We start from the raw sequence: 22,827 nt of genomic DNA on the forward strand, positions 1-22,827 counted from the left end.
CATATCCGCTATCTTGAAAAAAAAGATTCGGATTTAATCCCAGTATTCTATTGTCTACACATTGTTAATATCGATTTCAACAATGAAGGTTAAATAACAATGGCACCAAAAATAACAAACTCACTAGCATGGCAGCAGGCGGAACTACTGATGCAACCAACATTCATTCGCGTTGTTGATAACGTTCGTAAGCTAATTGACAATTCTTCCTGGAAAGGAACTTATCATGATGTGCTGACTTGGGCTGCTGGCACGAGCGAGGAAACTAAAGCAATAGTCACTCAAATGGTGCAAGAACTCGAAACCGCAACACCCGAACAAGTCGTGCAAATAAGAGAAACATTGGCTAAACTGCCAACGCCCCATCCAGGATACCATCTGTGCTTGCAGCGTCAAGAGCAGCAAGTAAATGTGGATTTATGGGAGTTATGCTATCAGGTATGTTTTGTTGAATACACCCTCAGTGATGACACAGTTGATATTGATACTAGTTTAATCGATGAAAGGGGTGATGTGGAATGGAATTTGTTAGATAAGAAGGCGAAACGGGTAGTTGAGGAGATGTTTGCTAAGTTACCAGATTAGGAGATGGGGTGATGGGGAGACAAGGGATGGGGAGTTTTATTTATTTTTATTTATTCAAAAAAAATTAATTTTAAACAATTATTGAAGTAAATCGCTAATAATAGCTGAATTTTTTCCTTTGTTATAGAAAACTAACAAATTAAATAGTTAAAAGCTAGAATCTGATTTTTTATTAAAAAATTTTTTTGAAACCAATCTAAACTATAAAAAAAATTATTCTTGTATAAATTATTAAATTAGCTTATAAATAGTATCTTTAAATCGGGATTTCAATGGGAAAGTAAAATTTTTTACGATTAATTTGAGGAAAAAGAATTCGTCAATACTAGACTATATAGTATTTTGAAGTTTATAAACAATCTCTGGATTAAAACGTTTCGTAAAATCAAAATTCTAATTGAGTATTACCTCGGAATCAAAAATTAAAATAAATCTCCGACTTGCGGCTGAATAATAATTCAACAATGTCCGCCTAAAGTTAGTGTAATTCAAAAGTTACAATTGGTAAATTTAAATTGTTCGACCAACTGCGAAATATTTATTTGTTTAGTGGTTTAATTATTGGAGGTATTTATATATGACTCAGGATAAAGATAAGCAATCTTTGGAAAATCAAGAAGAAAATAAGAATTTAAATCAAGAACAGCAAGGACAGGAAAATTCGGAATCTAATTCTGGTTCTGGTATTGGTGCGGCGGTTGCTGGTGCAGCAATTGGTGGTATTTTAGGTTCTAGAAAAGGAATTGTTGGTGCGGTAGCTGGGGCAGCAGCCGGTGCTATGGCTGGTAAAGGTACATCTGAAGCTGTTGATAAAACTGTAGAAGGCGTTGTTGGTGCTGCTGAGACTGTAGCTGATAGTGCAAGTAATGCGATCAATACTGTAGGTCATGCAGTAGAAGATACCGCAGAGGAAGTCAAGCCTTCTATCAAAGGTGTGGTAGATGAAGTTAAGGATACTGTTGAGCAAACTAAGCCTTCTGTTAAAGGTGTAGTAGATGAAGTTAAGGATACAGTCAAGCAAGCTAAGCCTTCAATTAAAGGTACTGGTGAAGCTATACAACAAACAGTTCAAGAGTCTAAGCCTTATGTAGTTGAAACAACTAAAGCTGTATCGGAACAAGCTAAACCTGCGATTAAGAACATTACTGATTCGGTAAAAACTACCGTTGAAGAAACCAAGCCCGCTATCAAGAGCGCTGCGAATTCCTTGAAAGGTGCGGCTGAAGAAGCAAAACCTGCAATGAGAAGCGTATCGGGTTCTGTTCAAGAAGCTGTCGAAGAAGTTAAGCCAGCCGTTAAAGATGCTGCTAGCTCCGCTAAGAGTGCAGTAAATGAAGTTAAAGAAGATGTTAAGCCAGCTGTAAAAGATGCTGCTCACTCGGTAAAAGGTGCAGTTGATGATGCTAAGACATCTGCTCAGAGTGCGACTGATTCTGCTAAGAGAGCAGGTGAAAATCTTAAGTCTTCTGCAAAAGATGCTGCTGATTCTGCTAAGAGAGCAGGTGAAAATCTCAAGTCATCTGCGAAAGATGCGACTGATTCTGCTAAGAGAGCAGGTAACAATGTCAAGACTTCAGCACAAGACGCAGCAAAATCCGTGAAGAATGCAGCTAAAGATAATAACTCTCCTTCTGTAGGAAAAGAGGAAGTTATGGTTAAAACAGATTTAGAGATGAATAAAACTGAAGCTGACTTGTATAAAACACAAGCTCCAGCAGTAGAAATTAAGGATACAAGAACTGACATTTAATTATGTTTGCTGCTCCCAAGAGCGTAAAATAGAATTTTGAAGAAGGGTGAATCGTGATACGGTTCGCTCTTTTTTGCTTTAAGAAGGGAACAAGGGAACAAGGAGAAATTAATTCTTAATCCAAAACAAAATCTAAAATCTAACAACTCTTAATTCCTAATTTCTAATTCCTAACTCCTAACTCCTAACTTCTAACTAAAATCTAAAAGAAACGCATCTGTTGTCAAAATCTAAAATCCAAAATAATTATGTCCGCATCAGTTATTCAAACAGTAGAAACAAAGGTTGCTATGTACGATCGCAGCCACTGGGGAAGAATTCAGGTTTCAGATAGCGATCGCTTGCGTTTTTTACACAATCAAAGTACTAACGATTTTGAAAGTCTTAAATCGGGGCAGGGATGCGATACGGTTTTTGTAACTTCTACTGCTCGTACTATCGATCTAGCTAGTGCTTATGTTACCGATGATGCTGTATTGTTACTGGTTTCTCCCAATCGTCGCGAATATTTGATGCAGTGGTTAGATAAATATATTTTCTTTGCTGACAAAGTTAATTTAAGCGATTTAACTAATGAAACCGTAAGTTTTAGTATTATCGGTTCCCAAAGCGACGCTGTTGTTGAAAAATTAGGTGCTTCCGAAATTATCGGTAAACCTTACGGAACTCACATTCCTATTCCTAATTTAAACGCAGAGAAAGAAAATATTATTGCTGTTGGTAGTGGTTTAGCAACTCAGGGATATACGTTAATTTTAAATGCGAATCATAAAGAACAAGTTTGGTCAAAAATTATTGAAATTGGCGCAATAGAAATCAACGATAATGATTGGGAAATGTTGCGAATATTACAAGGAAGACCGCAACCAGAAAGCGAACTAACTGATGATTATAATCCTTTAGAAGCCGGTTTATGGCAAACAGTTTCTTTTGATAAAGGTTGTTATATCGGACAAGAAACTATTGCGAGATTAAATACTTATAAAGGTGTAAAACAAAATTTGTGGGGAATTAGTTTAAATGCTGCTGTTGAAGCGGGAACAGTAATTACAGCAGGTGACGAAAAAGTAGGAAAACTTACCAGCTGTACCCAAAATGGTAATAATTATTTTGGATTGGGCTACATTCGCACAAAAGCTGGTGGTGTCGGTTTAAAAGTAAAAGTAGGAGAAACTGAAGGAGAAGTGGTGTCAATTCCCTTTGTTTCTCATGAATACCCAAACAGTGAGCAGTGAGCAGTGAACAGTGAGCAGTTAGGAGTTATTGAATTTTAGATTTTAGATTTTGACAACGGATGCGTTTTTTTTGGATTTTGGATTAGGTAGGAAATAGTTAGGAGTTATGAGTTTAAATTTTAACATTGATTTGGATTAAACGAGTTAGGAGTTAGTAATAACTGTTGACTGTTAACTGCTTACTGCTCACTGTTCTAAAACGGAATAAAAATAGCTTCTTCCCTATCCCAACCAGTACCTTGACAAAATTCGTCTATCCAAGAGGCAAGATTTGATAGTTTTTTCCTGGAAGCTGTTTTAACTTCTTGGGTTTCTTCTTGTTTCGATTCTTCTAGAATTTCTTGTTCTTCATCACTACACATAGAAAGTAAAGATAATACTTGCTCTTCACTTTCTAATTGAGCAATCATGCTGCCAGAGGCAAATTTTTCAGATGGGTTTTCTTGGAGTAATTCTGAAAAAACTTGAAATTCTTTTTCTATTGATTCTAATTCTGCTGTTGATGCGAATTTAGTAATTGCTGTTGAATTAGATATAGGTTGATTAATTTCTGTATCGTCTGTTTTTTCTGCTCTAAATGTATCGTAAACAACTTCCTCTTGAAGGATATTGTGATTTACTTTATTATTACTTACACGCTCATCTAAATTGTCAATTATATGTAATTGCTGTTCGGGATTAAAATTAAGACCTAATGCAGCAATAATTTCATCGGGATTATTATTTAATTCAAGAATAAAAGGAAAAATTTCATCTAGTTTTGGTTCTAAAACTGATAAAGTTGCTAAGATAAAACCGCTTGAAGGGCGACGATAACCATCATAATTTCCCCAAATTCGCATTTTTTCTAACCAGGGACGATTTTGATGGTAGTATTTCACCCATTTGATTTTCAAAGATTCGCGTAGCTGCTTAATATTCATTTCAATATACATCTATATACAGACTTTTATAAGTCAGTAATTAACTTTTAACCTGGGAATGAAATCGGCGATAAAGCATTTGTTTGACTATGCAACCACCTAACAAATGTTGTTCTATCACCTTTTGGACTTCCGACGGATGAACATTGCTATACCAAACATTTTCTGGCAATATTAGGACCATCGGACCATTACCACATTGTCCCAGACAACTGCTACTTATTACAGTTACTTCAGAAACAGGATGCTCTTCAAAAGCTGCTAATACTTTAACAGCACCCTGTTTTTTACAAGTACGATTTTGGCAAACTCGAACGGTTTTCATATTAGTTGTTAGTGGTTAGTTGTTAGTTGTTAGTGGTTAGTTGTAAACTTGGTGTCTCAGCACCAATTATGAATAAATATAAACTGCTACATACATTCCTAAATACTAACTCCTAACTCCTAACTCCTAACTTACTTCTAATCCTTTTGATTTTAACCATTCTGAGTTGAATATTCGCGATTGATAACGAGAGCCACTATCACATAATATAGTTACGATTGTATGTCCTGGCCCCATTTGTTTGGCAAGGGCGATCGCCGCACCTACATTGATGCCTGTCGAACCACCCATTAATAATCCTTCTTTTCGCAATAGTTGGTAAACTACTCGCAATGCTTCTTTATCATCAACCTGGATAGCGTCGTCAATGGGTACGTTTTCCATATTGGCTGTAATCCTGCTGTTGCCAATTCCTTCAGTGATGGAACTACCTTCTGTGTTAATTTCACCAGTTTTAATATAGCTGTAAAGTCCGCTACCAAGTGGATCTGCAACAACGCATTTTATATTTTTGTTTTTTTCTTTAAGAAACATTGATGCACCTGCAAAAGTACCACCCGTGCCGGTTGCAGCTACCCAACCATCAACTTTACCATCTGTTTGCGCCCAAATTTCGGGGCCAGTGGTTTCGTAATGAGCTTGCCGATTTGCTAGGTTATCAAATTGATTTGCCCAAATCGCGTTTTCCATTTCGGACGCAACTTTACCAGATAATTTTACATAATTATTGGGGTCTTTATAAGGTACCGCAGGAACCGGACGAACTTCGGCTCCCAAAGCTGCAAGTGCGTCCATTTTTTCCTGTGACTGAGTTTCGGGAATAATAATTAAACATTTGTAACCTTTGGCATTGCAGATATGTGCTAAGCCAATTCCTGTATTACCAGCAGTTCCTTCGACAACGGTACCACCAGGTTTGAGTAAACCTTTTGCTTCAGCATCTTCAATAATATATAGTGCTGCTCTATCTTTGACGGAGCCACCGGGGTTGAGAAATTCTGCTTTTCCTAAAATTTCGCATCCCGTTTCTTCGCTAAAGCTTTTTAACTTAATTAACGGAGTGTTTCCGACGGTACCGACAAAGCCGTTTTTAATGTCCATGTTCAATTTACCAATTTTCTTCTTCACTATAAGAATTTTGGCTTATTGCGGTACATATATTAAGTTTTTTATAGATAATTATAAAATAGTCACGGATGAAGATTTTAAACTTTCCATTCGGATTCTGGAATATCTGCACCAAGCATGATGTTGTGTAAAGTTCCGATAGGTAAATCTTTGCCTTTATGATAAGGGACAATAACCATTAATTGTCTTTCCACATTTCGCCATTTACGATGACTACCTTTTTGAGAAACTAATTCAAAACCATATTGCTGTAAAGTTTTTTCAACTTCCGAAGCATTCATCCGTCGAGTGCGACTCATCCCAAAGTTACCTCGCTGGTGATTGCTCCTGGTGCGAGTTGAATTGTATCGGGTTCAAGATAAAGCTCTATAGCTTCACGAATATTTTTTAAAGCTTCTTCTTGCGTCTCTCCTGCTGACACGCAACCAGGTAACTCTGGACACCAAATAGCCCATTCTCCAGTTTCAGTATCTGGTTCAAGAATTACACGCCACTTCATAAAAACATCTCCTTAATTCAATTAATATTTCTGATGACACTATGTAAATACATCGTAGCTTAAAGTTTTTCTATCAATATCCAAAATGAATTTATAAGCTTCTAATTAATTGTTAACAGATTATAATTGTAAGCAGTAATTACACTGAGGCATTATTTTGTAAATTTAATTTATTTTATTATAAGATCAGTATTTATAATAGCTTTGTTTCGGGGTGCTTATTGATGATAAAAATTGCAACGTCATGACTGAAGTTTGTCTTTAATTAGCTTTTAGAATCGCGATAATTGCCGAGTAAAAATTTCAACTCATAAATCAAAAAGAATGAATTTACAAACAGAAAATAATAATTTCATGGATGATTTAGAAAAAGTTGTCCAGACACGTTCTTCTGTATCGGTTTCTTTAGATAAAATCGTTGAAACGATAGATAAAGCGGAAAAAGCTTCTGAAGATAATTCTGGTAAACTAAGTTTAGAAAGAGATATCGAAGATATTAAGGTTGCCAGCAAAAATCTCCGCGAAGGTGTGTTTCGTTTATTGGTTTTAGGAGATATGAAGAGAGGAAAGAGTACTTTTCTCAATGCTTTAATTGGCGAACGATTATTACCGAGCGATGTGAATCCTTGTACTGCTGTTTTAACTGTTTTACGTTACGGAGCAGAAAAAACTGTAACGGTACATTTTAATGATGGTAAAAGTCCGTGCATGTTAGATTTTGATTCTTTTAAACATAAGTATACTATCGATCCAGCCGAAGCTAAAAGGTTAGAGGAAGAGAAGAAACCAGCGTTTCCTGATGTTAGTCATGCAGTGGTTGAATATCCTTTACCTTTATTAGAAAAGGGTATTGAAATCATTGATAGCCCTGGTTTAAATGATACGGAAGCCCGAAATGAATTATCTTTGGGTTACGTCAATAACTGCCATGCAATTTTATTTGTAATGCGAGCTTCTCAACCTTGTACTTTAGGAGAGCGTCGCTATCTAGAAAACTATATTAAAGATAGAGGTTTATCGGTTTTCTTTTTAGTTAATGCTTGGGATCAGGTAAAAGAAGCTTTAATCGATCCCGATGATCAGGAAGAATTACGGGAAGCTGAGGAAAGATTGCACAAGGTATTTAAAGCAAACTTAGCTGAATATTGCGTTGTTGACGGACAAGATATTTACGACGAAAGAGTATTTGCAATCTCATCAATTCAAGCTTTACGCAAACGGTTAAAAAATCCCGCTGCTGATTTACAAGGAACTGGTTTTTCTGAATTTATGGCAGCATTAAATATATTTTTAACCAGAGAAAGAGCGGTTGCAGAATTGCGTCAAGTAAGAACTTTAGCTAGACTTGCTTGTCATCATACAAAGGAAGCAATTGAAAGAAGAATTCCTTTATTAGAGCAAGATGTCGATCAACTTCGTGAAAAAATTGATTCTGTTGAACCCGAATTTGAGAAACTTAAAAGTATTGGTGATGAATTTAAGCAAGAAATTAGAAATACTAGGGATACTGAAGCTAAAAGTATTTCCGATTCTTTCCAAAGCTATGTTTTGAATTTGGATAATACTTTTGAAACTGATTTTGTACGCTATCAGCCGGAATTGAACTTATTTGATTTTCTGAGTAGCGGTAAAAGGGAAGCTTTTAACATTGCCCTGCAAAAAGCTTTTGAACAATATATTACCGATAAATTATCTGCTTGGAGTTTAACCGCTGAGAAAGATATTACCGCAGCTTTCAAAGAATTATCTCAAAGTGCGGCAAAATATGGTGCTTCCTATACCCAAGTTACTGATAGCATCACTCAAAAGTTAACTGGGGAGAAAGTCAAAATCAATTCTAATAGTACTGCCGAAGAAGATAATTCTCCAACTTGGGCAAAATGGGCTATGGGATTATTATCTTTATCAAGAGGGAATTTAGCCGGTTTTGCAATGGCTGGTGCGGGTTTTGACTGGAAAAATATTTTATTAAATTACTTTACAGTTATTGGAGTTGGTGGAATAATTACCGCAGTTACAGGTATTTTTCTAGGCCCCATCGGCTTTGCTTTATTGGGTTTGGGTGTAGGAGTTTTGCAAGCTGATGGTGCAAGAAAGGAGTTAGTTAAAACTGCAAGAAAAGAATTAGTTAAATATCTACCGCAAGTAGCGCAAGAGCAATCAGTTAACGTTTATAATGCAGTCAAAGAATGTTTTGAGGCTTATGAGAAAGAAGTAAGTAGCAGAATTCAAGATGATATTGCGGCTCGGAAATCGGAATTAGATAATTTGTTGAAGCAAAAAGAAACTCGTGAAATTAACCGCGATGAGGAGTTAAAGCGATTTCAAGTTTTGGAGTCAGATATTTTTACAGAGTTGCACAATGTGGAGTCAGCTTACAGTAATTTATTGGCTTATTACGGTTAACCTCGTTTACCCATGAATTGATTTGTAGAGACGTAGCACTGCTACGTCTCTAGATTTACCGGAATAGCGATACTGTATCTAGATTTACCCGAATAGCGATACTTTACAACCATAGATATCGGAGACGTAGCACTGCTACGTCTCTACATCAATAATCATTTTTATTTAAACAAATAATTATGTCGCAAAATCAAAACCAACTTGTAGAAAGTCTCAAATCCGCAACTAAATCACTAAATGTAGAATCAACATCCCAACTATCTAGAGATGTAGAAGCAATTTCCCAACATCTTATAAATCCTAACTTTCGCATTGCGGTTTTTGGCCCTTTTAATCATGGTAAGTCAACTTTACTCAATGCTTTATTAGGGAACAAGACTTTACCCATAGATTTAATTCCCACTACTGGTGCTGCGATTACTGTTAAATATGGTGATGAAGTTGAAACTCGGATTACTTTTCTGGATGGAAAACAAATTCACCGCAGCGGTACCGATATTTTAAAGGAATTTGCCATCCTTGATGATGACAGAAGGATGCGAAATGATGTTTTATCTGTAGAAGTTTTTTCTCCTCATCCATTTTTAAAAACTGGTATAGAATTTATCGATTTACCGGGAACTAACGATCGAGAAGAACAAAATAATTTAGTCAAAGAACAATTATTAAGCGTCGATTTGGTAGTGCAATTGCTCGATGCGCGTAAATTAATGACTTTGGAAGAAAGGGAAAATTTACGCGATTGGTTATTGGATAGGGGAATTCAAACTGTTGTTTTCGTCGCCAATTTTCTCAATTTACTCGAATTAGAAGAACAAAAACAAGTCCAAAGCCGCTTAAGGTTTGTTGCAGAAAGTTTTCGCTCTCAATTGCCTTCAGGATTCAGTAATTTATATCGAGTTGATGCTTTACCAGCTTTACGAGCAAGGTTGAAAGGTGATGTTGCAGCGGCGAATACCAGCGGTTTAGTTGCTTTTGAAGCCGCTTTACAGAATATTGCCGCAAGTTTAAAAAAGGATAGTCAAAATATCTCTTCCCCCAGAATTGAGTCGGTAGCAACTCAAATTCAACAAGCTTTAAAGGCAAAAATTATACCTTTGAAAGGTGATATTAAAGCGTTTGATGATAAAAATAAAGCCAAAAATGAGATTAAAATAAAAGCAGAAAGATTAATTAAACAAGGTTTTACTCAAAGTTTATCCGAGCTACGTAACTGGTTTAATTTAACGAATTTACTCAAAAAATATCAAGGTGATGCTGCAACCGAATTAGCTAATAATAACTTTAATAATTGGGAAACTAATAATTTAAAGAAAGATTTCGAGCGATTAAAAACTGATTTAGAAAAATGGCTAGAACAAGCATACGATTTCTTTGCACAAGAAAAACCAGAAAATTTATCAATTCAATTCCCTGCTCATCCAAAAATAGAAATACCGCCTCCACCAAGTAATTCTAATAGCGGTGATGCTGGAGCTTATGCAGCCGCTGGTGGCATTGGTTGGTTATTAGGTGGCCCCATTGGAGCTGCTGTCGGTGGAGGTATTGCTTATTTACTTGATAAAGGTTTACAAGAAGGTGGTGAAAATACAACTGAATCTTACACCGATAAAATCGCCAGAAATTGTATAGATGCTGTTGATGAATATTTTCTCCAATTAAGCAAGCAAGGATTATCTCTTTTAGATGAATACGAAAATCTTGCCGATAAAATAATTAAATTTGTACCTCAAAATCAAGATTCTTCAGAAATAGCTGCAAAGCGAAAAGAATTAAAACAATGGCAAAATACTTTAAATGATTTGAATATAAAATTAGAGCAAGTATTAGGAACTTTTATTTCAGATGAATTTAAAATTGAAATAGAAGAAATTGCTCAAAAAAAGCATGACACAAATACTGTAAATCAACCTCAATCTCAATCTCAATCTGTATATAGCTATTCCGGTAAAGGAGTAAAAGAAGATGTCGGAACTTATAAAAAATATTCTCCCCCAAAAAAAGAGGATGTAGATAAAAAATTTGTTGATTGGGAAATAGATGAAGAAATCGCACAGATGAAATCACAAATGAATTCATCTGGATTTGAAAATAATCAAAAAAATAACCAAAAACCTAAAACTGATGCAGAAAAACTTATTCACGCTTACAATATTCTCGGTTTGAAACCAGATGCTTCACCATCACAAATTAAACAAGCTTATAAAAGTTTAGTCAAAAAATGGCATCCAGATTTATTTGTTAATCAACCGCAAGAATTAATTAAAGCTCAGGAGAAAATTCGACTGATAAATGAAGCTTACCGTATTTTAAGTTAGGTGTTGATAACTGTTCACTGTAAAGGAAAATGAACTATAAAAGTTGCACCTTTCCCTTCCCCAGCACTTTCAGCGATAATTGTACCGTTGTGTAATTCTACTAAATGATGTGCGATCGCCAATCCTAATCCCAATCCTTTTTGCTTGGTTTCATTATCGTTGCCTTGACGAAAACGCTCAAATATGTATGGTAATAGTTCGCTGCTAATTCCTTTTCCCGTGTCGCTAACTGTAATTTGAGCGGTATTTCTAATATGAAGTAAATCAACTTTTATCTGTCCCGATTCGGGTGTAAATTTGATTGCGTTACTTAATAAATTACTTAATACTTGCTGCAAGCGATTGGCATCTCCCATTATGTTGTTAATGGTAGAATCAAGTTGGGATTCTAAATGAATATTTTTCGCAATTGCTATTGGGTATGCTGACTCAATTGCTTCTTTAACTATAGATTGTAGATTAACCGAGCTAATTTGTAGTTCAAGCTTACCCTGTACAATCCTTGATATATCTAATAAATCTTTAATTAAATTATCTTGGGTTTTAGCATTACGTTCGATAATTTCTATAGCCCGGTTTCTTGTTACTTCGTTATCGGCATTTTTATGTAATATTTGCGACCAGCCTAAAATTGCATTCAGTGGCGATCGCAAATCGTGAGATACCATTGCCACAAAATCATCTTTGGCTTGATTAGCTGCTTCAGCTTCTTCTCGGGCTTCTCGTTCGCTAATTAATAACTGAGCGCGTTCTTTTTCTATGCGCTTGCGTTTTGTAATATCAAGTATAAAAGAAACACCAATATCGCTATTATTTTCTGATAAAGAAGCACCTAAAACAATGGGAACCCTACTTCCATCTTTACGAATATATTCTTTTTCAAAAGGATGACAAACTTGATTATTTCTAATTTGCTCGATTGCTTCTCTATCAACATTTTGCCATTCTTCGGGTGTCAATTCATCCCAACGAATTAATCCTGCTTGCAAATCCTCGCGACTATAACCAATTATTTCCAAAAAGCGCGTATTGGCATCAACTATTTTACCGTTAGTTTCCCAAAACATGATTCCCAACATATCTGACTCAAAAATGCGCCGAAAACAAGCTTCACTTTCTCTTAAATTTTCTTCCGACTGCTTTTGAGCGGTAATTTCTCTAAGTACTCCTAATAACTGACAAGGTTTTCCATCCGAGCTTCTCAGAAAAACTGTATCGCGACTGCTAAACCAGTGCAATTTACCTTGACAATCGCGCATTCGGTATTCAAAAGATAGTATTTCCCCGTCATCTACAGATTTAAATTTTTCGTGATAATCTTTTAAAGGCTGTAAATCATCTGGATGAATTAAGTTTTTTACTAAATCCACTTTCATTTCCTGAATCTGCTGTGGGGAATAACCCAAACGCTGTTCTATTTGACAATTAATATAAATATTCCGCTGTTCTTTTAAGTCAAATAAATATAATATATCTGGCGTTGTATCGGCGATTTGTTGAATTAAACGCTGGCTTTGTTGCAATGCTTGTTCGGATTGCTTGCGTTTAGTTATATCGCGCCAAGTTGCCACAAAACCATCTTCTAATTTAGATATTCTAATATCGTAAGCTTTACTCAAAATTTGCTCGTTATTGTTATTAGTAAAACATAAGACTTCTCTTGAAAGTGGCTTACCCGTTTCTACAACTTGACAATACTGTTCAAATAACTCTCTTTCTAACTCGTTCCCGAATTTTTCTAAACCGATTAATTTATTTTCGCAGCCCGCAGCATTCAAATACTCGCCGTGAAATCCCGTAATATTACCAAAATCATCGCTGATGCAAATATATACACCGAAGCAATCGAGCATATTTTCTACGGAAGCAAAGAAACGCCGCTTGCTTGCGTTCAATTCCTGCTGCAAAACTGTTTTTTCCATAACGTTTCTGACAGCAAGACGTAAAGTTTCAGGAGTTGTATCTGCTTTTACCAAATAATCTTCAACACCGTACTTCATTGCCTGTACGGCTACTTTTTCGCTACCTTTGCCTGTCAGCATTACTACTGGAGGTTTACTACTATTACAGTAAGGTTTTAATTCTTGCAAAAACTCCAAACCATCCATATCCGGGAGCATATAGTCAAGCAAAATAACGTCTGGTTGGACTTGCTTACAAGCTTCTAAAGCTTCTTCCCCATTCTGCTTTTCTAAAAATGTGTAATTATATTTCTCATCTTTTTGCAAGTAGCGACGATAGGTATGTCTATCTTCCAGGCAATCATCAATAATTAGAATTGTACGCTGGTTTTGCATTATGCTTTACCTTTTTGCTGCTTTGCCTCAAAGTACGCAAAATTTCCTTGATTTGACAGGACTCGAAATAGTTATAGGATACAGATAATTCTTAATATTTTATAAATTTTTATGAGTTTATTCTAATATTATGTATGACTACAAATTAAATTAGGATTTAAATTTCATATATACTGACGTTAAAATGCCCCATCCTAATTAAAATCAAGTAGAAACTAATACAAATCATAATTGCTATCTTCAGGAAGAACAACAGTGCTAAACCAGTAGTTAACAATAGACTGCATTACATCTTTTGATTTTTGTACGTTCATTGGCTTGAGGATGTAGCTATTCACTCCGAAGCGATAACAAGTTTCAATATCTTTGGGATTGGATGAAGTAGTAAAAACAATAACTGGAATAGTTTTTAATTTCTCGTCTTGCTTAATTTGTTCTAGAACTTCTCTTCCATCGGTTCCCGGCAAATTTAAATCTAACAAAATTATAGATGGACGAGGTGCTTGTCGATCGTGTTCGTAATCTCCTTGACGATAAAGAAAGTCTAGAGCATCTTCACCATCAATACAGCGATAAACCGGGTTGGAAATCTGCGATTTTTTTATAAAGCGTCCGAATGCTTCAAAATCTTCGTCGCTATCCTCAACTATCAGTAGAGGTAAATATGGTTTTTCTGCGATTTGTTGTGTCATTCTCGATCGGGTTGCAAAGTAAAATAAAAAGTACTGCCTTCTTTAAAAGTTGACTCCACCCAAATATTACCACCGTGGCGTTCAACAATTTTTTTGACAATTGTTAACCCAGCCCCAGTACCGCCTCCGTACCTGTTTGGAGCGTGTAATCTTTTAAAAATGCGGAAAATAGTTTCTAAGTGTTTGAGCCGAATTCCGATACCATTATCTTTAATGTAATAAATAATTGGTGGTTCTGAATCGCTACGATGGCTGTAATGTTTTTGATATTTTTCGGTATCAGCTTCTGGATCTATGAAACCAATTTCTACCCATTTTTGTTCTTTATCATTATACTTTAATCCATTGCTAATTAAATTACTAAATAATTCGCTAATTTGAGTTTTATCGCAATTAATTGTAGGTAATTTTTGGGGAATGCGAATATCAACGTCTTTGTTATAGCTAATTCTTAAAACATCAGCGGCATTATGAATAATTTCGTTTAAATTAATATTATGTAGCGAAAGTTCGGTTCTTCCCAAGCGAGAATAATGCAGCAAGGAATCAATTAAATTTTCCATTCGCTTAGTTAACCGCATCAAAGTTTCTAACTTAGAAACTCCATCGCTGTCTAAAGTATCTCCATAATCTTCGATCAAAAAGCTAGAATAATTATGAATTCCCCGCAATGGTTCTTTCAAATCGTGAGATGCTATATAAGCAAAAGAATCTAAATCATCATTGCTGCGTTCTAATTCCAAATTAACTTTCGCTAACTCATCCGCTTTCCTAAGTAAAATACCGACAATCGAACTCCGTAACTCTAACGCTGCTTCAATTTCGCAATTTTGCCAAGCTAAAGACTTTTGTCTTACGGTTTCTTGCCATAATTTAAATGATTGTCGCGGAGATATGTTGATGGTTCCATCTTCTAAAACTTCTACAGGTTTGTGAGGATTTCCTCCCCAATTTACCGTTTGCAGAACTTCCGGACGAAACCATAATATATAAGTATTTTGAACTTTGGAAATAGCTAAAGCCATTAAACCGCTACCAACTTCCATGAACTTTTTTGCTTCTGGATAAACATTTGCTAGGGAATCGGTGTGATAAATAATCTCATTTTTCATTTGCGTTTCTACCCAAGAAACTAACTCATTGATTTGTAATTCTGTCGGAGTTATACCTTCTTTAATTGAACTACTGCCATTACAAATTGCAACTCCTTTAGCACCAACCAAATCTAATAAATCTGATGGATTCTTGGTTAAACCATCAACCAAGTCTTCTGCATGAGTAATTGAATCGATAAACCTAGACTGTATCGACTTCAACTTAATTTTATAGTCTAAGTCTTCATTTTCTTCTTTGGCTGCTAATTCAAAGGACATTATTTGTGCCAAAAATTCACATACCGTGCGGATTTCGTAAGATACCGTTTTTTCCGCTTCGTAATGATGACAAGCAATCAATCCCCATAACTTCTTATCTTTCAATAAAGAAACCGACATCGAAGTGGTAACACCCATATTTTTCAAATACTGAATATGTAGCGGTGAAACGCTGCGTAACACCGACAAACTCATATCTAAAGGTTTGTTAGTTTGGGGATTTAATTGAGGAATTAACTGTACTGGCCGATAATCTACATTCCGAATCAAACGCAGTAAATTTAGCGTATACAATCTTCTAGCTTGCTGAGGAATATCAGTAGCAGGATACCGCAAACCTAAAAACTTTTCTAAACCTTCTTTAGGATTTTCAGAAATAACTGCACCCGCTCCATCATCATCAAAGCGGTAAACCATTACCCTGTCAAAGCCAGTAATTTTCCTGACTTCTTTGACAATTACATCACAAAGCTCTGTCAGCGTCGAACTCTTCTGTATCTTATTTAAAGGGCTTTTAACTAAATTATAAAAATCAAAAAACTTTCTATCTTCCTGCGTCGATCGCGTCGGCTCTAACTCCAAAATTACCGTACCAATACTGCGATGAACTATACCAGTAAATACCAGTGTTTTATCGGAACGCTTAATATAAAGTTTCAAAGGATTTACGCTATCAAAATCCTCCGTCAAACACCTACGTACTGCTTGACTCTGACTTTCATCAAGCAGAAAACTCAACTTCTGGTTTAACAACTCCTCTGGCTGCAAACCAAGAAACTCAAAAGTATTATTGCTTACCTGGAGTATCGTAAATTCCGGCTCCCTTAAAGCTAATAATATGCCATGCGGCTGAATCGAACTCGGAATCTGAATTGCTTCGCGATCGCAATTCGTCAAATTCACATTTTCCGCCGTTACACCTTGATTTGAGCTTACAGCCTTACCCTGGCTCATTCCTTAATCCCTAATTTCTTTAAGTCAACTAATCTACTTAAATCACCGTCAAATTTAAATTAACTTTTATACTTAATTTTTATTTTTAATTAAAAAGCAATTATTCATATAATAATGAATAATTATAAATGTTGATTAATCTTTTAAAGTAAAATATTGTAGAAAAAGGGAACGGGGAACAGAAGAATAACTTAAATAATTGTAAAGAGGGAATAGGGAATAGGGAACAGGGAACGGGGAATTTCTATAAATTTATTTAAAAAAACAATTTTAGTACTTACAAAAAGCCCCCCAATGCATCGGGGGGTTGGGGGGATATTACCGCTAATTCTGAAACGGTAATTCAACAACAGATTATTTATTAGGCTGAGGAGTCATCCGTAAATAAGGCTTAACCACTTCATATCCTTTAGGAAACTTTTCCTTGAGAACTTCTGGATCTTTAAGAGTGGGGACAATAACGCAATCATCGCCATCTTTCCAGTCAGCAGGAGTCGCAACGCTGTAATTATCAGTTAACTGCAATGAATCAATTACCCGGAGAATTTCATCAAAATTACGTCCGGTGCTGGGAGGATAAGTTAAGCTCAAACGTAATTTTTTATCTGGATCGATGATGAACACAGTCCGCACAGTTACCTTAGCGTTAGCATTCGGGTGAATCATATCATAAAGATCGGAAACCTTTTTATCATCGTCAGCCAAAATCGGATAATTGAGCTTAGTGCTTTGAGTTTCCTCAATATCTCCAATCCAACCTTTGTGAGATTCAGCATCATCAACGCTAAGTGCGATCGTCTTAACATTGCGCTTGTCAAATTCCGGCTTTAACTTAGCAACGGTACCTAATTCAGTCGTGCAAACGGGAGTATAGTCAGCAGGGTGAGAAAACAGCACAACCCAGCTATCCCCAGCCCACTTGTAAAAATCAATTTCCCCTTCACTAGAAGCTTGAGTAAAGTTTGGAACTGTATCACCGAGACGTAGAGCCATATGAAGATTACCTGATAGTCTGAAAGTTTTGCTTGACACTCTGCCCTCTTTCATAGAGGCAGATTCTCTAAGACTTGCTTAAAAGGGATAGTCAAATATCCCCCTAGATGCTCAAAACAACTATCGAATTCGATGCTGCAATTGCGCTTACTTTTGATTAATTATTTTGCTTTCTGAGTCCATCACTACTGCCAATTCGGTACGCCGGGGCATCCTGCCATTACTTACTCGTCTAGTCGTACTACGAAGGTAGCCGGATCTTCGTTGTAGGGATTTCGCCTTACTAGGATGTTTCCTCGCGTAGATGGTTATTCCTACTTGCTATTCACATTTTACCATTTTTTGAATGCAGATAAATCTGCTTTATCGATTTTCCAACCCGGTTTAAAAACACGGGGCTACCAATCTCCGGCTTTTGCGTGTTTAAAAAAAAGCAGTCATCACATATTACCGGGTTCCCCGATTCGGTTTTAGCAGATTGAAACAAAACGTAAATCTAATTAATTAGGAATTGGGCATGGGGCATGGGTAATTGGGCATTAATAACTCCTAACTCCTAATTCTTAATCGCATCAAGACTTTGTTGATTCCACACATAATCTTTCATATCATCTGGCCAAGAAACTTCTTCTGCTGTGGCAAGTTTTAAAGTGCTAGCTTTTAATTCAGAATACAGATCGGCAAAATCACCAATTATAATATTATTTTTAATAAAAGTTTGACGCAACAGTTCTGTTGTAAACATCATGTTATGAGCTTCAAAACTGCCTTTTTTAAATATCTGCTCAAAGATGATAAATTTTATATCATCTCGTCCTTGTTTATTCGCTTTTTCACGAGTAATTCCAAATTTTTCGGGTACTATATCACCTTTAATTGATACCATGATATATTTTGGTCCTTTCACCCATCTTTGATAGCTGTTACCAAAAGCAAAAACATTAATTAACCGATCTGTACGATTTTCCCATCTTTTTTCTTGAATCTTTCGCGCTTTAAAATTCCAAAAAGCTGCGTATTTTCCAACAAACTTTCTTTTAGCACGATTAATAGCGCGGGCTAATAAAATTGTTCCATGACTATCCCCCGAAAAATTCAGACATTTATCGTTTTCTATAGCGTAAAGTATTAAAGTCGTAGTATTTCTAATTGCAGGACTTCCAGCTAAACCGATGCGATGTATTGCAGCATCGATCCAATCTAAATATTGATTAACAAATTTAAAAAGAGGATTTTGCTTGATGAAAGAAGAATTATTCAAGTTAGCAACCCCAGTATTCAAAGTCTGTGCGTATCTCCTACTTCTCTTTGAAGATATTTCTTCAGGTTGTCCCAAACCAGGAATAAATATTGCAAAAAGTTGGCGATCGTCACATAAAGGATAATAAGCGATTTCTTGAGTAATAAAGGCAATTGAATTTCCCATTGCCATCACATCATCAAAATCAAAAATTTCTTCCGTGCCCGGATTCTGAAATTGTCCGTCAAACTTCTTATCCGGGAATAAAATTTCTAAAAGCCAGCGTCGTGGATTTGACTCTACCTGCTGTGCCTTATATTTATTCCTCATGATAAATTTCCTTTTATTAAAACCGCGTTGTTATCAGCTTACTGTTTGATATACAAGTATTTTGTTAAACTTTCCGATAATTAATTTAAACATATTACTGTAGTAATGTAAGTATTTTAGGGAACAGGGAATGGGGAGATGGGGACAAGGGGACAAGGAGAGGGGGAGAGGGGGAGAGAAAATAACTCTTAACTCCTAACTCTTTAAATCCAAAATCTAATCACCTTTAACCTGAATAATATCTTGATAAGCCTCAACTATTTTTTGCGCGATCGCATCCCAACTATAGTTCAACAATGCATATTTCCGTGCCTGCAAACCCCTACGCTGTCTTTCTTCTGGATCTTTCAATGCTTCCCTTAATAAATCTGCAATTGATTCGGTATTGGTTGTACCTACCCATCCCGATTCGCTACCGCTAATGTCTTGACAAATATGCACTTGGTCTGAAATTACTACTGGGATTCCTGCTACCATCGCTTCGGCTACAGCAATACCAAAGTTTTCGTAATAGGAAGGTAATACGAATAAATCGGCTGTTTCCAATAAAGCTGATTTTAATTCCCCGGTAACAAAACCAGTAATAGTAGTATGTTTATCTAAAGGTGAAGCTTGAATTTGCGACTTAATTTTTTGTTCGTAACTAGGATCTTGAGGATTAGTTCCAGCTAAAACAAAATGAAAATCTAACCCTTCACTCAAAAGTTTTTCTAAAGCCGGAATTAATAAATCTAATCCTTTTTTAGGATCGATGCGCGACATAAATAATATTTTTGGTACGTTGTCGGGAATATTAAATTGATTGGAGACGTTAAATTTAACGTCTCTACATTCCTGCATTTGCTTTACACCGAGGGGAATTACTAAATCTCTGGTAGTCACCCCAAATCTATGGGAAACTTTCGCTTCTTGTTCGCTGGTAAAGTGAATTGCAGCAGCTTTCTTAATATTTGGACGTTCTAAACCTGCTGCATAAAGTTGTTTTAATTGCTTTTTCTTACGTAAATCTGCTGGATCGAGGGTTCCTAAAGGACGTAAAATATAAGGTAATTTTTTAGCGCGACAAACAGCAGCGGCGGTACTACTAACTGGAGAAAATAAAGCATGAATATGAGCTAAATCGTATTCCTTAGCATGATTATTTAACCACTTTAATAGATCGACAGAAAACTTATAGCGACGAAACGGAGAACATTTAAAATAAATGATTTCATAACCATCTTGTTCGATGGGAGAATTTAGCGGCACATCCAAAGGTTTTTGTCCCGTATCACCATTACTATCTGTTGTCAAAATAGTCACTTTTACACCTTGACGTGCTAAAGCAGGTGCAAGCCCCAATACCATTTGACTGGGGCCACCGTAAATCAGAGAAATTGAAGGAACGATTTGTAATATTTTCATAACTCTTGATAAAATTGCAATTGCTGTTTCGCTAAAGCAATATTTGTATACTGTGCCATTGCTTTTGCATAACCCATTTGAGCGAGATTTTCTGTTAAATCTTGGTTGTCTATTAACTGTTCCAAACGATTAGCTAATTCTTCAGCATTACCTTCTGGAAATATCAATCCCGCATCGCCAATTACGTGGGGAATTTCACCAGAGTCCGAACCAATTACGGGTACTTTACAAGCCATTGCTTCAATGATTACGTGCCCGAATTGTTCTTTCCAACCAACCGAAGTTAAGGTTTTAAATTTATAAGTTGTTTCTGATGGCAATATCAAAGTACTCATCAGATTTATATAGTCTGCAACTTCGTCATGGGGAACGCTTTCAACTAATATAATTCTGTCTTTAATTCCTTTTTCTGCGGCTTTATGCAATATTTCATCTTTTAATTCTCCTCTTCCTAAAAGCAAGAATTTCCAAGATTTATCTTTAATTTTTACTAAAGCATCTAAAAGCGTTATGATACCTTTTTCAGGTACAAAACGTCCCACGAAACCAATTACAAAATCATCCGGTTCCAGACCGACTTTTTTTGCTAATTCTGGCTGATTTTTCGGTGTAAATAAAGTTTCATCTACACCCAGTTGCGGCATTACTTTGATTGGGCCTTCATAACCTCGATCGCGCAATATTTCCGCACCATCTTGATTTCCAGAAATTATGCCGTGACTGTTATCAAGGTTGTAATTCTCTAATATAGATATCGGGAATTTTAAATTATATGGTAAATTCCACCAGGTAAAGAATATATTTTTTGCTTTAAGTCCTAGTAGTGCATTTAAAGTAATCATTTCCGCATAAGCCAACCCTCTAGAACCTTGTTCTACATGAATAATGTTAGGACGAAATTCTCGTAATAAAGTAACTAAATCACCACCGAAGGTAAGTAACCCTTGATGATTTTGACTAAAATTAGAAACGGGAACTATCCGAAAATTGCCTTCATCGCGATATTCAGTTTCAATAATTTTGTTTTGAACTCCTCCAGGCCGCCATTTTTTCGGAACTACTACCGTTACTTCTATATCTGGCTGTAATCGAGATAAAGCGCGTAATTTCTCGCAATTTAAATCTACTATATACGTATGACTTGCTACTAATATTTTCATGATTTTAGATAATAGTTTTTATAAAAAGGGAGTAGGGAATAGGGAATTTGATAATAATTTTTATTAGAACCTCTAAATATTTAGATCCCCCCAACCCCCCTTAAATAAGGGGGGCTTTTTGTTTGTCTCTAAGCCTTCCTCTGCGCTCTCTGCGGTTAAATAATCTTTTCAGAAACTCCCAACAGGTTTTCTAGAATTCGTTTCCACTAGTTCAATTTGCTTATCTTGCTGAGTATAAACTTGACCGTCATTCCATAATGATTGAATCACGGTACCCAAAGCATTCAAAAAGCCCAAGCTATAAAAAACGCCGCGAGTTAAGATTTTGATTGGAGAGCCGCTTTTGTGACAGGGAGGTCTTCCGAGGACGTGACAGTCAAACAAACGAGCATAAAAACGCAACGCTTGATTGACATTTAAGTTATTTAACCCCAACAAGAAATGATTGTGGTAGAACGTAAACTGATATTTAGTTGAACGAGTGCTGATATCGTGGCAACCACCTGTCTCTTCTCCTAAATGCACTAAATGCGCTTCTGGATCGTACCAAATTTTATATCCCGTCTTGCGAATGTGCAGGCAAAAATCCGACTCTTCCCGCACCGCACTTCCACGAAATCTTTCATCAAAATGCAATCCGTATTCAGTGAATAGTTCGCGACGGAAAGACATATTGCAACCCCTCGTAGTTAAAACTTCCTGGGGTTTTGTAGTGTGTACTAAATCAATATAATACCAAGCAACTCCAGGGTCCATTGCTTGAGGAGGTAGATATTCAAGCTCTGTATAATTACCTTCACCCTGGGTATAACCTTTAGCAGAATCTTCCATTTTCATGCGATCGAATACCCTTCCCGCGACAGCCCCTATTTCTGGGTTTTGATAATTTTTCGCATGAGCAGTTAAAAATCCCGGTTCTAACAATACATCATCATCGATAAATAGAATTATCTCACCCGCAGACCGCCGCACCGCATAATTACGCGCTCCCGGCAAACTTGCCCAATCCAAACGATACCATTGGATTTTACCTGAATAAGATTGTTCTTCTAAATAAGCTTCAATTTCCGGTTGATGCTTCGGAGTTTGGTCTACCACCAAAACTTCATAATTAGAATAATCTTGTTTAAGCACATCCACGATGCTATCTCGCAACGCTGACTCACGCCCGTAGGTCGGTATAATTACTGAAATTAATGGGTTTGACATATAAGA

18 protein-coding genes are annotated in these 22,827 nt (G+C 36.2%); 5 read left to right on the forward strand and 13 right to left on the reverse strand.

Annotated features, from left to right (window positions below; genetic code table 11):
- Window positions 1–99 precede the first annotated feature (99 nt).
- The 3 genes from ACM03V_RS27380 to ACM03V_RS27390 all read left to right on the forward strand — a co-directional run bounded on the left by ACM03V_RS27380 (window position 100) and on the right by ACM03V_RS27390 (window position 3,570).
- Window positions 100–585, forward strand: a complete 486-nt coding sequence (locus tag ACM03V_RS27380; RefSeq protein ID WP_414623966.1) for a hypothetical protein — start codon at window positions 100–102, stop codon at window positions 583–585.
- Window positions 586–1,162: 577 nt separating this feature from the next.
- A complete protein-coding gene (locus ACM03V_RS27385) occupies window positions 1,163–2,335 on the forward strand; it encodes a hypothetical protein (protein ID WP_414623967.1) in 1,173 nt (390 codons plus the stop codon).
- A gap of 248 nt (window positions 2,336–2,583) precedes the next feature.
- Window positions 2,584–3,570: a YgfZ/GcvT domain-containing protein gene (locus ACM03V_RS27390; protein ID WP_414623968.1), complete on the forward strand. Its 987-nt coding sequence runs from the start codon at window positions 2,584–2,586 to the stop codon at window positions 3,568–3,570.
- 194 nt (window positions 3,571–3,764) lie between these two features.
- Here the strand turns inward: ACM03V_RS27390 and ACM03V_RS27395 are convergent, their stop codons facing one another.
- The 5 genes from ACM03V_RS27395 to ACM03V_RS27415 form a co-directional block, all read right to left on the reverse strand.
- Complete coding sequence (locus ACM03V_RS27395) at window positions 3,765–4,493, reverse strand: DUF5331 domain-containing protein (RefSeq protein ID WP_414623969.1); 729 nt, start codon at window positions 4,491–4,493, stop codon at window positions 3,765–3,767.
- 40 nt (window positions 4,494–4,533) lie between these two features.
- Window positions 4,534–4,818: a (2Fe-2S) ferredoxin domain-containing protein gene (locus tag ACM03V_RS27400; protein WP_414623970.1), complete on the reverse strand. Its 285-nt coding sequence runs from the start codon at window positions 4,816–4,818 to the stop codon at window positions 4,534–4,536.
- A gap of 126 nt (window positions 4,819–4,944) precedes the next feature.
- The gene (locus tag ACM03V_RS27405; RefSeq protein ID WP_414623971.1) at window positions 4,945–5,919 is read right to left on the reverse strand and encodes a cysteine synthase A; all 975 of its coding nucleotides are present in this window, start codon (window positions 5,917–5,919) and stop codon (window positions 4,945–4,947) included.
- A gap of 104 nt (window positions 5,920–6,023) precedes the next feature.
- Entirely contained in the window at window positions 6,024–6,245 is a 222-nt protein-coding gene (locus tag ACM03V_RS27410; RefSeq protein WP_414623972.1) for a type II toxin-antitoxin system HicA family toxin, read from the reverse strand.
- Window positions 6,242–6,445: a type II toxin-antitoxin system HicB family antitoxin gene (locus tag ACM03V_RS27415; protein WP_414623973.1), complete on the reverse strand. Its 204-nt coding sequence runs from the start codon at window positions 6,443–6,445 to the stop codon at window positions 6,242–6,244. Before ACM03V_RS27415 ends, ACM03V_RS27410 begins: the two co-directional genes overlap by 4 nt.
- Window positions 6,446–6,769: 324 nt before the next feature.
- Between ACM03V_RS27415 and ACM03V_RS27420 the strand changes: the two genes are divergently transcribed.
- Together ACM03V_RS27420 and ACM03V_RS27425 are read left to right on the forward strand one after the other, a co-directional pair.
- A complete protein-coding gene (locus ACM03V_RS27420) occupies window positions 6,770–8,851 on the forward strand; it encodes a dynamin family protein (protein ID WP_414623974.1) in 2,082 nt (693 codons plus the stop codon).
- Between the two features lie 179 nt (window positions 8,852–9,030).
- On the forward strand, window positions 9,031–11,169 hold the full coding sequence (locus ACM03V_RS27425; protein ID WP_414623975.1) for a dynamin family protein: 2,139 nt from the start codon (window positions 9,031–9,033) through the stop codon (window positions 11,167–11,169).
- A 14-nt stretch (window positions 11,170–11,183) separates the two neighbouring features.
- Here ACM03V_RS27425 and ACM03V_RS27430 read toward each other — a convergent pair whose 3' ends face one another.
- The 8 genes from ACM03V_RS27430 to hpsN all read right to left on the reverse strand — a co-directional run bounded on the left by ACM03V_RS27430 (window position 11,184) and on the right by hpsN (window position 22,821).
- Window positions 11,184–13,466: a PAS domain S-box protein gene (locus ACM03V_RS27430; RefSeq protein ID WP_414623976.1), complete on the reverse strand. Its 2,283-nt coding sequence runs from the start codon at window positions 13,464–13,466 to the stop codon at window positions 11,184–11,186.
- A gap of 215 nt (window positions 13,467–13,681) precedes the next feature.
- A complete protein-coding gene (locus ACM03V_RS27435) occupies window positions 13,682–14,158 on the reverse strand; it encodes a response regulator (protein WP_414623977.1) in 477 nt (158 codons plus the stop codon).
- Window positions 14,155–16,485: an ATP-binding protein gene (locus ACM03V_RS27440; RefSeq protein ID WP_414623978.1), complete on the reverse strand. Its 2,331-nt coding sequence runs from the start codon at window positions 16,483–16,485 to the stop codon at window positions 14,155–14,157. Before ACM03V_RS27440 ends, ACM03V_RS27435 begins: the two co-directional genes overlap by 4 nt.
- 354 nt (window positions 16,486–16,839) lie before the next feature.
- The gene (locus ACM03V_RS27445) at window positions 16,840–17,478 is read right to left on the reverse strand and encodes a peroxiredoxin (RefSeq protein WP_414623979.1); all 639 of its coding nucleotides are present in this window, start codon (window positions 17,476–17,478) and stop codon (window positions 16,840–16,842) included.
- 556 nt (window positions 17,479–18,034) lie between these two features.
- Window positions 18,035–19,048: a hypothetical protein gene (locus tag ACM03V_RS27450; protein ID WP_414623980.1), complete on the reverse strand. Its 1,014-nt coding sequence runs from the start codon at window positions 19,046–19,048 to the stop codon at window positions 18,035–18,037.
- 216 nt (window positions 19,049–19,264) lie between these two features.
- Entirely contained in the window at window positions 19,265–20,452 is a 1,188-nt protein-coding gene (gene hpsP, locus ACM03V_RS27455) for a hormogonium polysaccharide biosynthesis glycosyltransferase HpsP (protein ID WP_414623981.1), read from the reverse strand.
- Window positions 20,449–21,612 carry a hormogonium polysaccharide biosynthesis glycosyltransferase HpsO gene (gene hpsO, locus ACM03V_RS27460; RefSeq protein WP_414623982.1) on the reverse strand — a complete coding sequence of 388 codons (1,164 nt, stop codon included), beginning with the start codon at window positions 21,610–21,612 and terminating at the stop codon, window positions 20,449–20,451. Before hpsO ends, hpsP begins: the two co-directional genes overlap by 4 nt.
- Window positions 21,613–21,780: 168 nt before the next feature.
- On the reverse strand, window positions 21,781–22,821 hold the full coding sequence (gene hpsN / locus ACM03V_RS27465) for a hormogonium polysaccharide biosynthesis glycosyltransferase HpsN (RefSeq protein WP_414623983.1): 1,041 nt from the start codon (window positions 22,819–22,821) through the stop codon (window positions 21,781–21,783).
- Window positions 22,822–22,827: the final 6 nt, after the last annotated feature.

The organism is Calothrix sp. CCY 0018 (genome assembly GCF_963920925.1).
Lineage (GTDB): Bacteria > Cyanobacteriota > Cyanobacteriia > Cyanobacteriales > Nostocaceae > Rivularia.